The sequence below is a fragment of the Pseudonocardia sp. CA-107938 genome (genome assembly GCF_050936315.1).
Classification (GTDB): Bacteria; Actinomycetota; Actinomycetes; order Mycobacteriales; family Pseudonocardiaceae; genus Pseudonocardia.
On the sequence record NZ_JBNJNA010000001.1, the window covers coordinates 6,018,709 to 6,035,525 of the forward strand.

At 71.9% G+C, this 16,817-nt stretch carries 13 protein-coding genes; 7 read left to right on the forward strand and 6 right to left on the reverse strand.

Features of this window, described 5'->3' with window-relative positions; genetic code table 11:
- Positions 1-95 precede the first annotated feature (95 nt).
- Positions 96-1,184 (forward strand): alcohol dehydrogenase catalytic domain-containing protein, encoded by a 1,089-nt coding sequence (locus ACQEVB_RS29800; RefSeq protein ID WP_432978372.1) that lies wholly within the window; start codon positions 96-98, stop codon positions 1,182-1,184.
- Positions 1,177-2,334 (forward strand): acetyl-CoA hydrolase/transferase C-terminal domain-containing protein, encoded by a 1,158-nt coding sequence (locus ACQEVB_RS29805; RefSeq protein ID WP_432978375.1) that lies wholly within the window; start codon positions 1,177-1,179, stop codon positions 2,332-2,334. The genes ACQEVB_RS29800 and ACQEVB_RS29805 overlap by 8 nt, the downstream gene beginning before the upstream one ends.
- Positions 2,335-2,514: 180 nt before the next feature.
- Here the strand turns inward: ACQEVB_RS29805 and ACQEVB_RS29810 are convergent, their stop codons facing one another.
- Both ACQEVB_RS29810 and ACQEVB_RS29815 read right to left on the reverse strand, forming a co-directional pair.
- Positions 2,515-3,627 (reverse strand): acyl-CoA dehydrogenase family protein, encoded by a 1,113-nt coding sequence (locus ACQEVB_RS29810; protein WP_432978378.1) that lies wholly within the window; start codon positions 3,625-3,627, stop codon positions 2,515-2,517.
- A 93-nt stretch (positions 3,628-3,720) separates the two neighbouring features.
- On the reverse strand, positions 3,721-5,358 hold the full coding sequence (locus ACQEVB_RS29815; RefSeq protein WP_432978381.1) for a class I adenylate-forming enzyme family protein: 1,638 nt from the start codon (positions 5,356-5,358) through the stop codon (positions 3,721-3,723).
- Between the two features lie 230 nt (positions 5,359-5,588).
- On the opposite strand from ACQEVB_RS29815, the gene ACQEVB_RS29820 reads away from it, so the two are divergent.
- Positions 5,589-6,359: an SDR family NAD(P)-dependent oxidoreductase gene (locus ACQEVB_RS29820; RefSeq protein ID WP_432978384.1), complete on the forward strand. Its 771-nt coding sequence runs from the start codon at positions 5,589-5,591 to the stop codon at positions 6,357-6,359.
- Positions 6,360-6,373: 14 nt separating this feature from the next.
- On the opposite strand, the gene ACQEVB_RS29825 is transcribed toward ACQEVB_RS29820, so the two are convergent.
- Genes ACQEVB_RS29825 through ACQEVB_RS29840 form a run of 4 tightly spaced genes read right to left on the reverse strand, consistent with a single transcriptional unit; the run spans position 6,374 to position 11,086 of the window.
- On the reverse strand, positions 6,374-7,087 hold the full coding sequence (locus tag ACQEVB_RS29825) for an ABC transporter ATP-binding protein (protein ID WP_432978387.1): 714 nt from the start codon (positions 7,085-7,087) through the stop codon (positions 6,374-6,376).
- On the reverse strand, positions 7,087-8,982 hold the full coding sequence (locus ACQEVB_RS29830; protein ID WP_432978390.1) for a branched-chain amino acid ABC transporter ATP-binding protein/permease: 1,896 nt from the start codon (positions 8,980-8,982) through the stop codon (positions 7,087-7,089). Before ACQEVB_RS29830 ends, ACQEVB_RS29825 begins: the two co-directional genes overlap by 1 nt.
- Positions 8,979-9,848, reverse strand: a complete 870-nt coding sequence (locus ACQEVB_RS29835; RefSeq protein ID WP_432978392.1) for a branched-chain amino acid ABC transporter permease — start codon at positions 9,846-9,848, stop codon at positions 8,979-8,981. The genes ACQEVB_RS29830 and ACQEVB_RS29835 overlap by 4 nt, the downstream gene beginning before the upstream one ends.
- A 59-nt stretch (positions 9,849-9,907) precedes the next feature.
- Positions 9,908-11,086, reverse strand: coding sequence for an ABC transporter substrate-binding protein (locus ACQEVB_RS29840; RefSeq protein ID WP_432978394.1), 1,179 nt, complete (start codon positions 11,084-11,086; stop codon positions 9,908-9,910).
- Between the two features lie 274 nt (positions 11,087-11,360).
- On the opposite strand from ACQEVB_RS29840, the gene ACQEVB_RS29845 reads away from it, so the two are divergent.
- From ACQEVB_RS29845 to ACQEVB_RS29860, 4 genes are all read left to right on the forward strand, one after another.
- On the forward strand, positions 11,361-13,355 hold the full coding sequence (locus ACQEVB_RS29845; protein WP_432980647.1) for an FAD-dependent oxidoreductase: 1,995 nt from the start codon (positions 11,361-11,363) through the stop codon (positions 13,353-13,355).
- Positions 13,356-13,417: 62 nt separating this feature from the next.
- Positions 13,418-14,620: a CaiB/BaiF CoA transferase family protein gene (locus ACQEVB_RS29850; RefSeq protein WP_432978397.1), complete on the forward strand. Its 1,203-nt coding sequence runs from the start codon at positions 13,418-13,420 to the stop codon at positions 14,618-14,620.
- Positions 14,617-15,639 (forward strand): alcohol dehydrogenase catalytic domain-containing protein, encoded by a 1,023-nt coding sequence (locus ACQEVB_RS29855; protein WP_432978400.1) that lies wholly within the window; start codon positions 14,617-14,619, stop codon positions 15,637-15,639. Before ACQEVB_RS29850 ends, ACQEVB_RS29855 begins: the two co-directional genes overlap by 4 nt.
- A gap of 55 nt (positions 15,640-15,694) precedes the next feature.
- Positions 15,695-16,813, forward strand: coding sequence for an acyl-CoA dehydrogenase family protein (locus ACQEVB_RS29860; RefSeq protein ID WP_432978403.1), 1,119 nt, complete (start codon positions 15,695-15,697; stop codon positions 16,811-16,813).
- The last annotated feature ends 4 nt before the right edge of the window (positions 16,814-16,817 follow it).

Here is a 16,817-nt window from a genome sequence, read left to right on the forward strand (position 1 = left end):
ACGCCCTCCACTTCCCTGATATCTGTACATACAGTAGCAGGCGAACCGGCTTCCGCAATGAGCCATCAGTCAAACTCTGTGTATGATTATCACTCATGTCAGGCATGTTCGCGGCGGACAGCGACTCCAGCCGGTTCGTCACCGTCTCGCCGGGCTCGGTAGCCCTGGCCCGCGAGCCTTCCGGCGCCCGCCGGCCCGGCCCCGACGACGTCCGCGCAACCGTGCTGGCGTGCGGCATCTGCGGCACGGACCTGCACCTCTGGCACGGCATGCGGCTCCCTCCGGGCGCCGCGTACCCGGTCCGTCCAGGACACGAGGTCTGCGGCCGGGTACTCGAGGTCGGGTCCGCGGTCGGCCGGGGAGTCGACGCCGACGCACCGCGCGTGGGCGATCTCGTCGTGCTGCACCCCGTCGCGTCGTGCGGGGTGTGCCCGCTCTGCGCGCAGGGTCGCGACCAGCTGTGCCAGCAGGGGCGCATCCTCGGCATCCACGAGCCGGGCGGGCTCGCGGACGAGGTGATCTGGCCCGCGTCCCGCACGGTGGTCGTCGACGGCATCGCCCCCACCGCGGCGGCGGTGCTCGCGGACGCGGTCGCGACGGCGTACCGCGCCGTCCGGATCGCGGACATCGCGCCCGAGGCGGTGGTGTGCGTGCTGGGCGCCGGGGGCGTCGGGACGCACGTGCTGGAGCTGATGCGCGCACTGACTCCGCGCGCCACGCTCGTCGGGGTCACCGGGACCGAGCGCAGCGCCGAGCGGTTGCACTCCGCCGGCTTCGACGCGGTGGTCGCCGGGGACGACCTGGTGAAGCGGCTGCGCGCGAGCCACGGGAGCTTCGACACCGTCGTCGAGTTCAGCGGCGCGCCCGCCGCCCCCGCTCAGGCCGTCCGGCTGCTGCGCCCGGGTGGCACGCTGCTGTTCGGGTCCGTGGTCGACGGTCCGCTCGCGCTCGGGCCGGCCGTTGCCCTCCAGTCCCGCGAGCTGGTGGTCAGAGGGGTGTACTCCTCCAGCCTCGCCGATCTGCGCGACGTGGTGGACCTCGCATCGGCGGGTCGCATCGACCTCAGCGGGAGCGTGACCCACACCGTGTCCCTGGACGACGCGCCGGACGCGTTCCGGACGCTCGACGCGCGGCCCGCCGGCCTGGTGCGGATGGTGGTGACGACGGGGGCCGCAGGTGAGTGAGGATGCCGTCGCCGCGTTCGCGACCGAGTTGCGGCCGGGCATGCGGGTGGTGGTCGGCGACGGGGCGGGCTCACCGACCCACCTGCTGCCGGCGCTGGGCGCTGCGGCGCGAGCGGTCGGCGGGGTCTCGCTCGTGCTCGGGTGGTGCGTGTCACTCCCTGAGGACTTCGACCCCACAGATTTCCACGAGGTGCGCTGCCTGATGGGCGGATTCGCGCTGCGCCGGCTGATCGCGAGCGGCGCCGCGCACTACGTTCCCGAGCGCCTCACCGGCGTACCCGCACTGCTGCACGGCCCGTTGCGACCCGACCTCGCACTGCTCGCCCTGCGCCCGGGCCCGTCGGGCTGGGAGTGGGGCAGCGAGGTGTCGTGGATGCGCAGCCTGCTCGATCTTCCGGACGTGCGACTGCTGGTCGAGGAGGACGAGGCGCTGCCCCGCGCCTCGCGGGAGGTGCCCGTGCCGCGGTCCCGCGGAACGGTCGTCGCGCGCAGCCGACGCGCCCCCGACGTCGTGCAGCCACCCGCCGTGCACGAGATCGACCGGGCGATCGCCACCCGGCTCGCACCCCTCGTGCCCGCGGGCGCGTCCCTCCAGTACGGGCCAGGACCTGTCGCCCAGGCGCTTGCGGACGCACTCGAGGTACCGGTCGCCATCCGTTCGGGCATGGTGACCGACGCCGTCCTGCGGCTCGCCGAGCGTGGCCTCCTGGCCGGTACCCCGACCGGGGCCTACCTCTGGGGAACCCGACACCTCTACGACTGGGCCGACGGCAGGCCGGTCCTCGATCGGGTGGAGCGGACCCATGCCGCCGACGCCCTCTCCGGCCCGTTGATCACGGTCAACGCCGCGCTCGAGGTGGACGAGACCGGCGCGGTGAACGTGGAGCGTTCCGGCGACCGGCTGGTGTCGGGCATCGGCGGCCACCACGACTTCGCCCTCGCCGGCCACGTCTCGCCGGGCGGCCTCAGCGTGATCGCCGTCCCGACGTCCCGACGCGGCCGCAGCACTCTCGTCGAGCGACTACCCGGACCGACCTCGTCCCTGCGCACCGATGTGGACCTGGTGGTCACCGAGCTGGGAGTGGCCGACCTGCGGGGGCTCGACGACACCGAGCGCCGTGCCGCCCTCCGCGCCGCGTGGCGGGCCTGAGGAAGGCCGTCCAGCGCACGAGGTGCCGGCCGCCAGCAAGCGGCGCCGCACGTCCGCCCGGCGCGGCTCGGCCAGGTCGGTCCGCGGCACCCGGCGCACATTGCACACCCTCCCAGCCGCTGCCGGTCAGGTGCGCGCGGAGCGCCTCAGCGGGTGGACCGACGCGACCACGGAGACTCCTCAGCCGCCCAGCACGTGGCGGGCGACGACCAGGCTCTGGATCTCCGCGGTGCCTTCCTCGAACCAGAACCCGCGCGCGTCCCGGTAGATCCGTTCGATGGCGGCGTCCGTGGTGTAGCCGAAGCCTCCGTGCACACGCAGGGACAGATCGGTCACCCGGCCCACCATGTTCAGGCAGAACAGCTTCGCGGTGGCTGCGGCCGCGGTGTAGTCCTCCCCGGCGTCGCAGAGTCGCGCCGCTTCGCGCACGAGTCCGCGACCTGCGTTGACGTCGGCGTGCATCTCGGCGATGTGGCCCTGGACGGCCTGCCGGGACGCGATGGGTTCGCCGAAGGTGACGCGGCGCTTGGCGAAGGCCACCGCCTCGTCCAGGGCTCGCTGCGCAAGTCCGACCATGCAGTTCGAGAGCGAGACCCGGCTGTAGTCCAGGAAGCTCAGCGCGACCTCGAGTCCCTGGCCCAGCGCGCCGAGCCGGTGCTCGTCGGCGACCTCGATGTCCTGGTAGCGCAGCCAGGCGTGACCCGTTCCGTGCAGGCCCATCGTCCGCTGGGTGGCGTCGACCTCGAGGCCCTCGGTGTCGCGCGGCACCAGGAAGGCCGTCAGGCTGTCCCGCGCGCGCCGATCGTCGGTTGCCACGACGAGGATGAAGTGGTCGGCCCGGTCGGCGAAGGTGATCAGGTGCTTCTCGCCGCTGATCCGCCAGCCGGTTCCGTCGCGGCGCGCGACCGAGTGCATGTCCCGCCCGGTGCCGCCGGCCTTCTCCGTCAGGCAGAACGCGACCACGACGTCACCGGACGCCATGCCGGTGATGAGGTCGCGCTGGTCCGCGGACCCGAACATCGAGAGGGGCCGCCAGACCCCGTTGGTCAGGTGCACCAGCATCCGGCCCGATCCGTGACCGCGTGCTGCCGCCTCCAGGTACGGCAGGTAGTCGGAGACGGACAGCCCGTACCCGCCGAACTCCGCAGGCACCGTGAGCCGGTAGCTCCCGACCTCCGCCGCCCGCTTCAGCAGCTCGCCGGGGATCTCGTCGGACTCCTCGATCGGCCCGGACGCGAGCTCGTACTCCTCGAGGAAGAACCGGGCGAACTCCTCGACCGTGGGTTGCGACATGTGACCGACCTCCGCTGAAGGAACGCAGCTGCGCTGCGCATGGCGTGACGAGAGTTGACGGGCCGGCGCACGACCGGCGCCGGCGGGGCGCGCTCAGCCCCCGGGTGCACTCAGCTCGGCCGCGCTGCGCTGTCCGACCGCTGCCCGCAGCTCGACCTTGCTGATCTTCCCGCCCGCGCTCTTCGGGAGTTCGTCGAACACCTCGACGCGCTCGGGCAGCTTGAACTTGGCCACCCCCTCGGACAGGAGGAACGCTGCCAGGTCCGCCACGTCCACCGTCCGTCCCGGTCGGCACGTCACGCAGGCGCACACGCGCTCCCCGTACACCGGGTCCGGCGTTCCGATGACGGAGACCTCGCTCACCGACGGGTGGCGGGCCAACACGATCTCGAGCTCCTGCGGGCTGATGTTCTGCCCGCCCCGGATGATGAGGTCCTTGACCCGGCCGGTGACGAAGAGGTAGCCGTCCCCGTCGATCCGCCCGAGGTCGCCGGAGTGGTAGTAGCCGTCGGCGTCGAAGGCCGCATCGGTGCGCTCCGGTTCGTTGAGGTAGCCGAAGGACTTCGTCGGCGAACGCCAGCAGATCTCCCCCGGCTCCCCTACCGCGACCTGCTCCCCCAGCGGGTCGACCAACCGGAGGTCGGTGCCGCGCAGCAGCCTGCCCACGCTGGTCAGGCGCTTCCCGACGGGATCGTCCACGCGAGTCATCGAGGGCACGCCGCCGTCGGTGGAGCCGTAGATGACGTGCGAGGTGCAGCCGAACACCGTCTCCACCTCCTGGGCCGCCTGCGGCGGCATGGCCGCTCCGGAGTTCGTGAACAAGCGGAGCGAGGTGAAGTCGCGGTCACCCAGGCCAGGCTCCTGCAGCATCTTCATCACCTGGGTCGGGATGGCGGTCGCGGTCGTGGCCCGCTCGTCCTGCATCAGGTCGAGCGCCGCCCGCGGTGACCACTCCTCCAGCAGGATCGAGGAGGCTCCGACGAGCAGGGGACCGAGGACCGGGAAGACGTAGCCGGTCGCCCCGGTGTTCGCCGGGCACAGACCGACGGCGATGTCCTCCGAGGTCAAGGCGACGGAGTCGATGAACGACCGCATGAAGAACCAGAGGTTGTCGTCGGTCCACTGGGCCAGGCGCGGCAGGTCCGTGGTCCCCGACGTCACCATGACGAAGCGGGGCGCCTCGGGATCGCGGTCGACTACCACCACTCCCGTCCTGCGCCGCGTCACCTCGTCGAAGTCGAAGTCCGCGCCCGGAGCGAGCCCGTCCAGGCTGCCCAGGTGCGCGAGCTCGGGCAGGCCGGGGCGCAGGTCGTCGATGACGGACATGTAGTCGACGCCGCGGGCGGCCTGCGGCACGACCAGGACCCGCGCCCGCGACATCGCGAGAAGGTGACTCAGCTCGCGGTGGCGCCACGCGGTCGAGAGCGGCACGAAGACCAGGTCGGCCCGGTCGCAGGCCAGGTGGGTGATCCCGATGGCGTTCCGGTTGGGGCTCTGCAGGGCCACCGCGTCGCCCGGCCGGAGGCCCAGACCGAGCAGGTGATCGGCGAGCGCATGGCTGCGCCGCACGAGCTCCGCGTAGGTCATCCGCTCGTGCTGGTCGGCGAGCGCAGGTGCGTGCGGCCGCATGGCCGCGTGCTGGTCGACGACGGCGTAGAGCGGTCGCCCCGGCCAGAACCCGGCAGCGCGGTGCGTCTCGACGAGCTCCTGGGTGAGTTCACGCACTGGCATCGGAGCCGCCCTTCGTCGTCGAATTCATGACTACAGTAACTATTCTTCCTACAGAGAGGAAGACCTGGACAAGGAGACTTCCGGCAATGGCCGCGACAGCCGCAGACCCATCAGCCGCGCCGCCGGATGCGGTCCAGCCGGGCCCGCCGGTCGGCGTCGTTGTTCGCACCGCCGAGGCCGTCCTGCCACATTGTCGTAATTCCAGCTAACTATGACTACTATAGTCTTCTATGACACAGAGTGGTGACCAGGTCGCGATCGTCACCGGTGCCGCCGGCGGCCTCGGCGCAGCGACCGCAGCAGTGCTGTCGGCGCGCGGCTGGACCGTCGCCGGCCTCGATCGCACTCGACCCGGGACGAAGCACGCCTACGCGGTGGACGTCACCGACCGGGACGCCGTGGACGCAGCAGTCGCGGACGTCGTCGAGAAGTGGGGGCGGATCGACGGCGTCGCCCACTGCGCCGGGATCTTCCGCAACTCGCTGGCCCCCCTGCACCTGTTCGACGACGACGCGTGGCACGAGACCATCGCGGTCAACCTCACCGGCACGTACACGGTGGCCAAGGCCGTTCTGCCCGCCCTGCTGCGCACCCGGGGTGCGCTGACCGTCGTCTCCAGCATCAGCGCCACCTTCACCCAGCCCGGCGGCACCGCCTACGCGGCGTCGAAGGCGGGGATGATCGGCCTGGCGAACGCCATCGCGGTCGAGTACGGGATGCAGGGCGTGCGGTGCAACTCGGTGCTGCCGGGGTACATGGCGACCGGGATGGCCGCACCCCTGCTCGAACGACCGCACCTGCGCGAGCAGATCGAGCGCGAGATCCCGTTGGCACGGGTCGCCGAGCCGACCGAGGTCGCCGAGGTGGTCGCCTTCACCCTCTCCCCCGAGGCGTCGTACCTGAGCGGGCACTCCCTGGTGGTCGACGGCGCTGCCCACCTGACGTCGATGACGACTCGCCGCGACAACGACCGGATGTGGCGCCTCGCCGGCGTCGACTGAGCACCACCCCGTCCTCACGCGCCGAAGTAGGCGAGCCGCAGCTCCTCCTCGCCGAGCCCCTCGGGGCCCGACTCGGCCACGATCTCGCCCAGCCGCATGACGTGGATGCGGTCGCAGAACCCCACCGCTCGGGTGCTGCTCTGCTCGACGAGCAGCATCGACAGGCCGGTGTCCGCGCGCAGCCTCCCGAGCCTGTCGTAGATCTCGTCGACGACGATCGGCGCCAGGCCGAGCGACGGCTCGTCCAGGAGCAGGAGCGTCGGCTGTGCCATGAGAGCGCGCCCGATCGCCAGCATCTGCTGCTGCCCGCCCGAGAGCAGCGACGCCACCTGGTGCCGGCGTTCGGCGAGGATCGGGAAGAACTCGTGGATCAGGGCGAGGGTCTCCTTCGCGGCCGGCGGCGTGCGCGGCCAGAAGCGGAAGGCGCCCAGACGCAGGTTCTCCGCGACCGTGAGGGGCCCGACGACGTCATGCCCCTCAGCGACCAGCACCACTCCGCGCCGGACCATCCGGGCGGGGCTCGTCCTCGTCAGTGGGGAGCCGAACACTTCCAGCTCGCCGCGGCGGGCGGCGAGCTGACCCGAGAGGACCCGCATGAGCGTCGTCTTGCCCGCCCCGTTGGCACCCAGGACGCCGACGGCCTCCCCCGCCGCGACGTGCAGGTCGACCCCGCGGAGCACGTCGGTGCTCCCGTAGCTCGCGTGCAGGCCGGCCAGTCGGACGATCATCACCGCCCCTTTCCGAGGTAGGCCTCGACGACCGCGCCGTGGGCCAGGACGGTGGCGGCGGCACCGGTGGCGATGACCTCACCACCGGCCAGCACGACCAGGTCCTGGCACAGCGACGACACGAACGACACGTTGTGGTCGATCAACAGGCACCCGACCCCCCGTCCGACCGCTGCCCGGATGGCGGTGGCGATCTCGTCGCGCTCGAAGGAGCTGAGGCCCGCTCCGGGCTCGTCGAGCAGGAGGAAGGCCGGATCCAGAGCCATCGCCCTGGCTATCTCGGCCCGGCGCAGGACACCGTAGGGCAGGTCACGGGCCGTGTCGTGGGCATGGTTCGCGACCCCCACGAGCTCGAGCAGCCCGAGGCAGTGGTGGTAGGCCTCCTCGTCGTCGCGGCGGCTGCGGGGGAGATCGAGGAGCTGCCCGGCCAGCCGCGAGCGACCTGCTCCGCCTCGCCCCAGCATCACGTTGGTGACCAGATCCATCTCGGCGACGATCTGGGCGCGCTGGAAGGTGCGCACCACCCCGCGGCGTGCGACCGCGTGCGGTGTCAGGCCGATCAGGTCGTCGCCGCCGAGCAGCACGCTCCCCGCCTGCGGTGCGACGAGGCCGGACACGACGTTCACCACCGAAGTCTTCCCGGCACCGTTCGGCCCGATCAGCCCGAGGACCTCGCCGCGCCGGACGGTGAACCCGACCTCCCGCAACGCGGTCACCCCGGCGAAGGCCAGATCGACCCCGCGCACCTCGAGGGCGCGCTCCGCGGCTCCGACCTCCGGGTCGGGCAGCGCCACAGCGGCGTGCAGAACGCCCGGTCCGCGGCGCGTGCCGCGGCGCAACCGCTCCGGCAGCCGGGCCGCCACCTGGCTGCCGAGCCCGACCAGACCACGCGGGGCGAGGGCGAAGATCGCGATGATGACCACGCCGAACAGCAGGTTGCTCATGTCGCCGAGCCGCTCGCCGGCCTCCTGGATCGCGACCAGCGCCAGTACCCCGATCACCGGTCCGAGCCGGGTGCCGCCGCCCCCGATCAGCAGGACGATCAGCACGTTGATCATCACGTGCAGGGACGAGGACTCCGGACTGAGGAAGAGCATCTGGTGGGCGACGAGGGTTCCCGCCAGACCGGCGAAGGCCCCGGACACGGCGAATGCCAGCAGTCGCCTCCGCCACGGGTCGATGCCGCAGGCCTGGGCCGCAACGACGCTCTCCCGGACCGCGATCAGCTCGCGCGCCACCCGCGACCGACCGAACCGGTAGAAGAGCTCGAAGCAGACCACGGCGATGATCGCGACGAGCCAGTAGAACGGCAGCTCACCGGAGAACAGGTCGACGCCGGCGACGGTGGGTGGCGCGATCCCGAGGAACCCGTTGGCCCCGCCGGTGAGGTCCGACCATCCCACCGTCACCTCCTCGACGCCGACGGCGAAGGCGAGGGTGCCGAGCGCGAAGAAGGCGCCACCCAGCCGGGAGGTGGGGAAGGCGACGATCAGTGAGGCCACCAGCGCGACCACGACGGCGACCGGGAGGGACAGCCAGAAGGACAGCCCGAGCCGGGCCTCGGCGATCACGGCCGCGTAACCGGCGACGCCGTAGATCGCCACGTGCGCGAGGTTGAACAGGCCCGCATAGCCGAAGATCACGTTGTAGGCGGCGACCAGCACGTAGAGGATCGCGGACGACGTGACCAGCCGGAGCAGGAAGCCGTCGTCCGATGTCAACAGCCCGAGCCCGGCCGCGAACACGGCCACTGCCACCGGGCGGGCGAGGTCGCCGATCCAGCGCCGGCGGCCGGCCGGGGGTGCCGCACCGCGACCCGGATCCACGGGCACGGCCGACCTGACCGCGGTGTTCGGGTCGCGCTGTACCCGTGATTCGCTCGCAAGCTCGCTCATGTGCGCACCACGTCACGTCGGACCCCCATGATGCCCTGCGGACGGACCGCGATCATCACGAAGAGCAGCAGGAAGGCGAGCAGGCTGGCGTACTCCGAGCTCACGTAGCGGACGAACAAGGCCTCGGCGAAGGCCACGATGACGGCACCGATGGCGGCGCCCCCGATGCTGCCGAGCCCACCCACGACCGCGGCGGCGAAGCCCTGGATGGCCAGCGGTAGGGCGAGCCCCAGCGAGACCACCGATGTCTGGGTGGCGAGCATCCCGCCGAGGCCCGCGACCGCCCCGGCGAGCGCCCACACGACCACGAGGACCGCGATCGGGTTGATCCCGTAGAGAGCCGCGGTCGAGCGCCGGAAGGCGACGGCCTCGATCGCCCAGCCGGGCATGGTGCGATCCAGCAGCAGTCGCAGGGCGAGGAAGACGACGACCGCGAGCGCGACGGTGAGGATGCGCTGGTGGCCGATCGTGACACCCCCGAGCTCCTGTGCGCCGGGGACCAGCGGAGGCGCGTTGAACCCCTGCTTCGGCCAGAACGTCCCGCCGAAGTAGTCGATCACGAGACCGAACCCCAGGGTCGCGATGGCCAGGGCCGCATGCGTGGCGCCCGCCCGCTCCGCGAGCCGGATCGCCACCAGGTACATCGCGACGCCCACGCCGGCGCCGACGAGGAGCCCGAATCCCAGCCCGGTCCAGCCCGCGCCCGCGGTGCCGGCGAAGAAGATCCCGACGAACACGGCGAGGTAGCCCACGCCGAAATTGATCACACCGCTGCCGCGGTAGACCAGGACGAGCGAGAACGCGATCAACGCGTTGATGGCGGCATTGGTGCCGGCACCGACGAGCAGGACCAACCAGTCGCCCATGTCAGCCTCCTCTCGGGAGAGGGCACAGCCGGCAGCCCCACCTGCTCCGCCCGCTCGCCTCAGCTGTCGATGTCAAGGCTCGCCTGCACCGTCTTGCCGCCCTCGACCTTGTACGGAACCAGGTAGTCGCTGCCGTAGCCGTCGTGGTCGGTGGCGGTGAACTGCTGCACCGCGCCCGTCCGGCCGCCGATCGACGGCGTTGCGGGCAGGTTCTCGAGCGCCGACGCCAGGTCCTCGCCACCCTTGCCCGCGGTCTTGCCGAACCCGGCGACGAGCCAGTTCAGCGCGTCGACGGCCTGGAGCACCTGCTCGGGCAGGACCGACACCGGCGGGTGCTTCGCGTTGTAGGCGTCGAGCAATTCCTTGACCTGTGGCTTGGACCCGTCCACACAGCCCAGCGTGTACACGCCGGGCAGTGCGTCGTAGGCGCTGCCTGCGATCTTGATGGCGTCCGGCGTGATGACCGGACCGAACCCGATCAGCGGCACGTTCAGCCCCTGCTCGACCATCGTCTTGCCGATCAGGCCGTAGTCGGCACCGCCCGCTCCGGCCACGAACACGGCCTGGGGCGTGCTCTTGGCGGCCGCGGCGACCTGCGCCGAGACATCACTGGCGCCGATCGGGTACTCGATGCCGGCGGTCAACCCGATGCCCGCAGCCTTCGCCGCGTCCTCGAGGGGACCCTTGGCCCCCTTGCCGAAGCTGCTGCTGTCGTAGAGCAGAGCACCATTCGCCCGCCCGGCCGCCTTCGCCAGTCGCATCATCCCGGTGGCGAGGTCGTTCGTCAGGGGCCCGGTGCGGAACACGTACTTGCGCCCTTGCGTGATCGCCGCCGCCGCGGCGCTGGAGTTGATGTCGACCACCTTGGCCCGCTCGACGACCTCGGCGACGGCCAGGCCCTCGGTGCTGGTCCACGGACCGATCAACGCGCCGACGCGGTCCTGGCTGATCGCGCGCTGCGCCTGCTGGGTCGCGGTCGCGGGGTCCGTCTTGGTGTCGTAGACCTTGAGCGTGAGCTGCCGGCCGGCCACCCCGCCCGCCGCGTTGATCTGGTCCACCTTCAGCTGCACGACGTCGCGCTGCTGCTCCGCCGTCTGAGCCACTGTCCCGGTGAGCGGCGCGAGCAGCCCGACCGTCAGCGTCTCGCCGGAGCTGCTGCCACCGCCCGGGCCGCCACCACAGGCCGCCAGCATCGTGGTCGCCGCGATCGCGGCGACCGTCCAGTGAGCTCGACGCACGTTTCCTCCGTCATGGGAATCGAAGTCGCACCCGATGCCCCCGGACACCTCGGATGCCGGGTCACCTCGGTGTGACCCGCGCCACGGTTAACTATGACTACTGTAAGCTCGATATGCTCTAATTCACAAGGAGGTCGGCGGCCGTCGCCGCCACCCGACGACGACCAGTGAGGATCGGCGCCACGTGAGCAGCGCTCCCGTCCAGGGCCGCAGGGACCCGGCCGACAGTCCGGCCGAGCGGCCCGGCTGCGCAGGCTCGAGCCCGTTCCCGCACGTGTTCTCCCCCCTGGTCCTGGGGCCCCTCCGGCTGCCCAACCGCCTGGTGATGGGCTCGATGCACACCGGGCTGGAGAACGACCGGGACCGGCTCGTCGCGTTCTACCGGGAGCGGGCCAGGGGCGAGGTCGGACTGATCATCACCGGTGGATTCGCGCCCAACGCCGCCGGCCGGCTCGACGCCCACGCGGGCGTGCTGGCGACGGCCGACGATGTGGCCTGGCATCGACCGGTCGTCGCCGCCGTCCACGAGGAGGGCGGCCGGATCGCCCTGCAGGTGCTGCACGCCGGTCGGTACGGCACGCACGAGGAGATCGTCGGTGTTTCCGAGCTGGCCAGCCCGCTCACGCGCCTCCGTCCGCGGGTCCTCACGGTCGACGAGATCGAGCAGACGCTCGACGACTTCGCCCGCACCGCCGGCCTCGCGGCGGAGGCCGGGTACGACGCAGTGGAGATCATGGGCTCCGAGGGATACCTGATCAACCAGTTCCTCGCTCCGGCCACCAACACCCGCACGGACCTCTGGGGCGGCACCGCACCCCGCCGTCACCGCTTCGCGGTGGAGGTCGTGCGGCGCGTCCGCGCGATCGTGGGCGACGTCTTCCCGGTCGTCTTCCGGCTCTCCCTCGCGGACCTGGTGCCGGGCGGCCAGACCTGGCCCGAGGTCCTCGACCTCGCCGCCGCACTCGAGGGAGCGGGGGTCTCGGCGTTCAACACCGGCATCGGCTGGCACGAGGCGCGCGTCCCCACGGTCATCACCCAGGTTCCGCGGGGCGCGTGGCTCGGCTGGACGAGCGAGCTGGCCCGCCGCGTCGACGTGCCGGTCTGCGCCTCCAACCGGATCACCACCCCGGTGCTCGCCGAGCAGATCGTGGCGTCCGGTCAGGCCGCACTGGTCGCCATGGCGCGGCCGTACCTCGCCGATCCGGAGCTGCCGCGCAAGGCGCGCCAGGGGCGGGCGGACGAGATCAACGTCTGCATCGGGTGCAACCAGGCCTGCCTCGACCACGCCTTCACCGGGGAGGACGTGTCGTGCCTGGTCAATCCGCGGGCAGGCCACGAGACGACACTCGTGATCACCCCGGCTCCGCGCCGGCGGTCCGTGGCCGTCGTCGGTGCCGGTCCGGCCGGGATGTCCGCAGCGGTCACCGCTGCGGAACGGGGGTTCGCGGTCACGCTCTTCGAGAAGGAGGCGCACCTCGGCGGGCAGTTCCGGCTCGCCATGGCGATCCCGGGCAAGGCCGACTTCGCGGAGTCGCTGCAGTACTTCGCCACGCGACTGGAGCGGCTGGAGGTCGACGTGCGCCTGGCCACCCACGCCGACCCGAGCACGGTGTCGGGCTTCGACGAGGTCGTCATCGCGACCGGAGTCCGGCCCCGTGTTCCCGACCTGCCCGGTGTCGACCTGCCCGGGGTCGTCACCTACGCAGAGGTGCTGACCGGACTCTACGTGCCCGGCCCCAGGGTCGCCGTGATCGGAGCCGGTGGGATCGGGGTCGACGTGTGCCACTGGCTCACCCACTCGCCGGAGACGACCGCGCAGTGGCTGGACAGGTGGGGGGTCGAGGAGCGGCGCGGACGGCGCGGCGACCTGTCGGCGGCGCCCGCGCCCCGCACGGCGCCTCGCGAGGTGACGTTGTTCCAGCGCAAGCCGACGACGATCGGCAAGGGTCTGGGCAAGACCTCGGGTTGGGCGCACCGTGCGGCGCTGCAGCAGTTCGGCGTGGCGGCGGTGACCGGGGCGACCTATCGCGGGATCCGTGCGGAGGGGGCGGATCTCGTGCTCCGGTTCTGCACGGCGACCGACGAGAACGAGCTGGCGGTGGACTCGATCGTGCTCTGCACGGGCCAGGAGTCGGTCCGCGACCTCGTCGACGGCGCAGACAGCGCCTCCACCCGTCGGGCGCACGTGATCGGCGGGGCACAGCTCGCCGTGGAACTCGATGCCGAACGGGCGATCAGGCAGGGCGTCACGCTGGCCGCCCGCCTGTGAGCGGATCACCGGACCCCGTTCCTGCGCACACCGAGGCGCCACCGATGAGGATGGAGATTGCCATGACGCTGCCCACGGGCGAGGAGCCCTCGGCCGGCCCGCTGCAGGGGACGAGGGTCCTGGACCTGACCCGGCTGATGCCCGGGAACTACAGCACCTGGGTGCTCGCGTCCTTCGGCGCCGACGTGATCAAGGTGGAAGACCCGGGCGCCGGTGACTACATGCGCAGCTTCGGTGTGCAGGTCAACGGCCAAGGGGCCCTCCACCACCTCGTGAACCGGGCCAAGCGATCGATCGTGATCGACCTGAAGGCCGCGGAGGGCCGCGAAGCGTTCCTCCGTCTCGTCGACACCGCGGACGTGGTGGTCGAGTCCTTCCGCCCGGGCGTTCTGGACCGGCTCGGGGTGGGCTTCGACGTCCTGCGCCGGCGCCGGCCGCGACTCGTCTACGCGAACCTGTCCGGCTACGGGCCGACCGGGCCACTGGCCCACCGCGCGGCCCACGACCTCAACTACGTCGCCTTCTCCGGGCTCCTGCACCACCTCGGCACACCGGCATCCGCGCCCCCGGTTCCGCCGGTGGCGGTGGCCGACCTGATCGGGGGCGGGCTCAACACCGCGCTCGCGGTCATGGCGCTCCTGCTGCGTGCCCAGCGCACCGGGGTAGGTGGGCGGGCCGACACCGCGCTCGCCGAGGGCGCGGCCCTGGTCCCCTCCAACCTGGTCGCAGACCTGCTCGGCGGGCTGCCCGAACCCGACCAGGGCACTGCGGAGTACGCCGGGGCCGTCCCGGTGTACTCGGTCTACGCGCTGCGGGACGGCTACGTCACGGTCGGCGCTGTCGAGCCGCAGTTCTGGCGCGCCGTCTGCGACCTACTCGGGGAACCGGAGCTGGTGGAGCGCCGCGCCGACGCGGAGTTCGTCCGGGAGCGGCTGACCGCGCGCTTCGCCACCTTGACCCGGACGGAGGCCAGGGAGCTGTTCGCAGGCGACGACACGTGCGTGGAGGTCGTTCAGACCTACACGGAGGCCTTCGCGTCGCCGCACGCCAAGGAGCTGGGTTACTTGCAGGACGTCCCGGGCCTGGACATGCCGGTGACCGCAGCGCCCTACCTCATCGACGGCGTCCGGCCCGCGGAGACCGTTCCGGCGCCGGTGCAGGGCCAGCACACCCGTGAGGTGATGGCGGAGCTCGGCTACACCGACGCCGACCTCGACGACCTGCAGCGCCGGGAAGTGCTCGCCCCGCGCAGGACCGCCGGATGATGCGCGCGGCGCGCTGGTACGGGCGCGGCGACGTCCGCGTGGAGGAGACTCCCGACCCCGGGGAGCCGGCGCGCGGTGAGGCGATCCTGCGGGTCCGCCGCGTCGGTCTCTGCGGCAGCGACCGGCGTGAGTTCCTGGCCGGTCCGGTGCTCATCCCCGGTGAGCCGCATCCCCTGACCGGACGGTGCGCGCCCGTGACCCTTGGCCACGAGATCGTGGGCGAAGCCGTTTCGGTCGGCGAGTCCCGCGACACGGAGCTGCTCGGGCACCGGTTCGCCGTCGATCCGACGATCTCCTGCGGACGCTGCCGGGCGTGCCGACGTCGCGAGGGCAACCTGTGCTCCACCGCCGCCTGCCTCGGGGTGTCGGCCGACGGTGGACTGGCGACGTTCGTGACGGTGCGCGTCAGCAATCTGGTCCCGGTCCCGGACTCCGTGCCCGACGAGCACGCCGTGCTGGCAGAGCCGCTGTCGGTGGCGCTGCACGCCATGGACCGGGCCGGCCTGCGTCCGGGTGAGCGGGTGCTGGTCAGCGGATTCGGCCCGATCGGCGCGGGAGTCGTGCTGGCCGCCCGGGCATCCGGTGCCGCGGACGTGATCGTCCTCGAGCCCGACCCCGAGCGGAGGTCCCGGGCGGCCGACGCCGGGGCCCGGCCGTTCCCACCGTCGGCCGCCCGCCGCGAGCTGCGGAGCTTCGCGGACGTCGGGTTCGAGTGCTCGGGCGCACCCGGGGCCCTGGAGTCCGTGCTGCGGGTGGTGCGCCCCGGCGGGCGGGTCGTCGTGCCCGCGATCAACGCCGACCCGGCCGTCCTCGATCTCCGCCGGCTGGTCCTGAGCGAGCGTGCCGTGCTCGGCTCCATCGGCTACCGCGGCGACGTCGCCCGCGCGGTGTCGATGCTCGCGTCCGGTGTCCTCGACCCGTCGGTCCTCGCAGGACCCACCATCGGCCTGGACGCTGTGCCCGGCTGGTTCGCCGACCCCGGGCCGACGGCACCGATGAAGGTGCTGGTCGCCCCCTGATCGTGCGTCCCCACCGGCGACGCCCTTCGCAGGACTCAGCGCATCGAGGAGAACAATGTCTGGTACACCCGCACTCGAAGCCTTCCGGTCCTTCTTCCTGGACACCTACGAGGCCCGCACACCCGAGATCGAGCGCACCGACCGGATTCCCGACGACCTGTTGAAGCAGGTTGCCGAGCTCGGCGCCTACCGGCTCACCGTGCCCGTCGAGTACGGCGGCTTCGGGCTCGAGATGCTCGACTACCTGCCCTACCTCGAGGTCGCGGCGATGTCGTCAGGCTCGGGCCGGCTCCTCGTGCACCACACCAACGGACTGTGGCGACCCATCGCGTGGTTCGGCAACGACGAGCAGCGGCAGCTGATCCCCCGGATCGCGGCCGGAGCCGTCGTTCCGGCCTTCGCGCTCACCGAGAAGACCGGCGGCACCGGTCGCGACCTGCATTCGAGGGCAGTTCGCGACGGTGCTTCCTGGAAGCTGAGCGGCGAGAAGCACCTGATCACCTTCGCCGACCGCGGCGACTGGTTCATCCTCGTCGTCGCCACCGACGACCGGCGCGCGAAGGACTCGCTCACCGCCTTCCTCATCCCTCGCGGCACCCCAGGCTTCGAGATCGACACGTCGCAGTCGATGATGGGCTGCCACGGCACTGGGCACGCGTTCCTCCGCTACCACGACATGGAGGTGCCGGACGGGCAGCGGCTCGGCGAGGTCGGACAGGGGCTCGAGGTCGCCCTAAGCTTCCTCGACTACAGCCGGGTCTCGCTGTCCAACTCCATGGTCGGCATCGCGCAACGGGCCCTGAACGAGGCGGTGGCCTTCGCCCAGCGCCGCGTCACCTTCGGTCAGCCGATCGCCTCTCGGCAGGCCGTCCAGGGCCACATCGCCGAGATGCACGCCGACGTCAACGCCGGACGCCTCCTGGTGCGACACGCCGCGCAGCGATTCCAGAAGGGCGAGCCGTACACCGCGGAGGCGTCCACCGCAAAGCTGTTCTGCCTCAACATGGTCGGGCGGGTGACCGACCGGGCGCTGCGGGTGCACGGCGGCTACGGCTACACGACCGACGCGCCCATCGAACGGATCTACCGCGACGCCCGCAGCTTCTGGTTCGAGGAGGGTACTGCGGAGATCCAGCAGCTGGTCGTCGCGCGCGCGGTCCTGCGCGCGGGCTGACGGG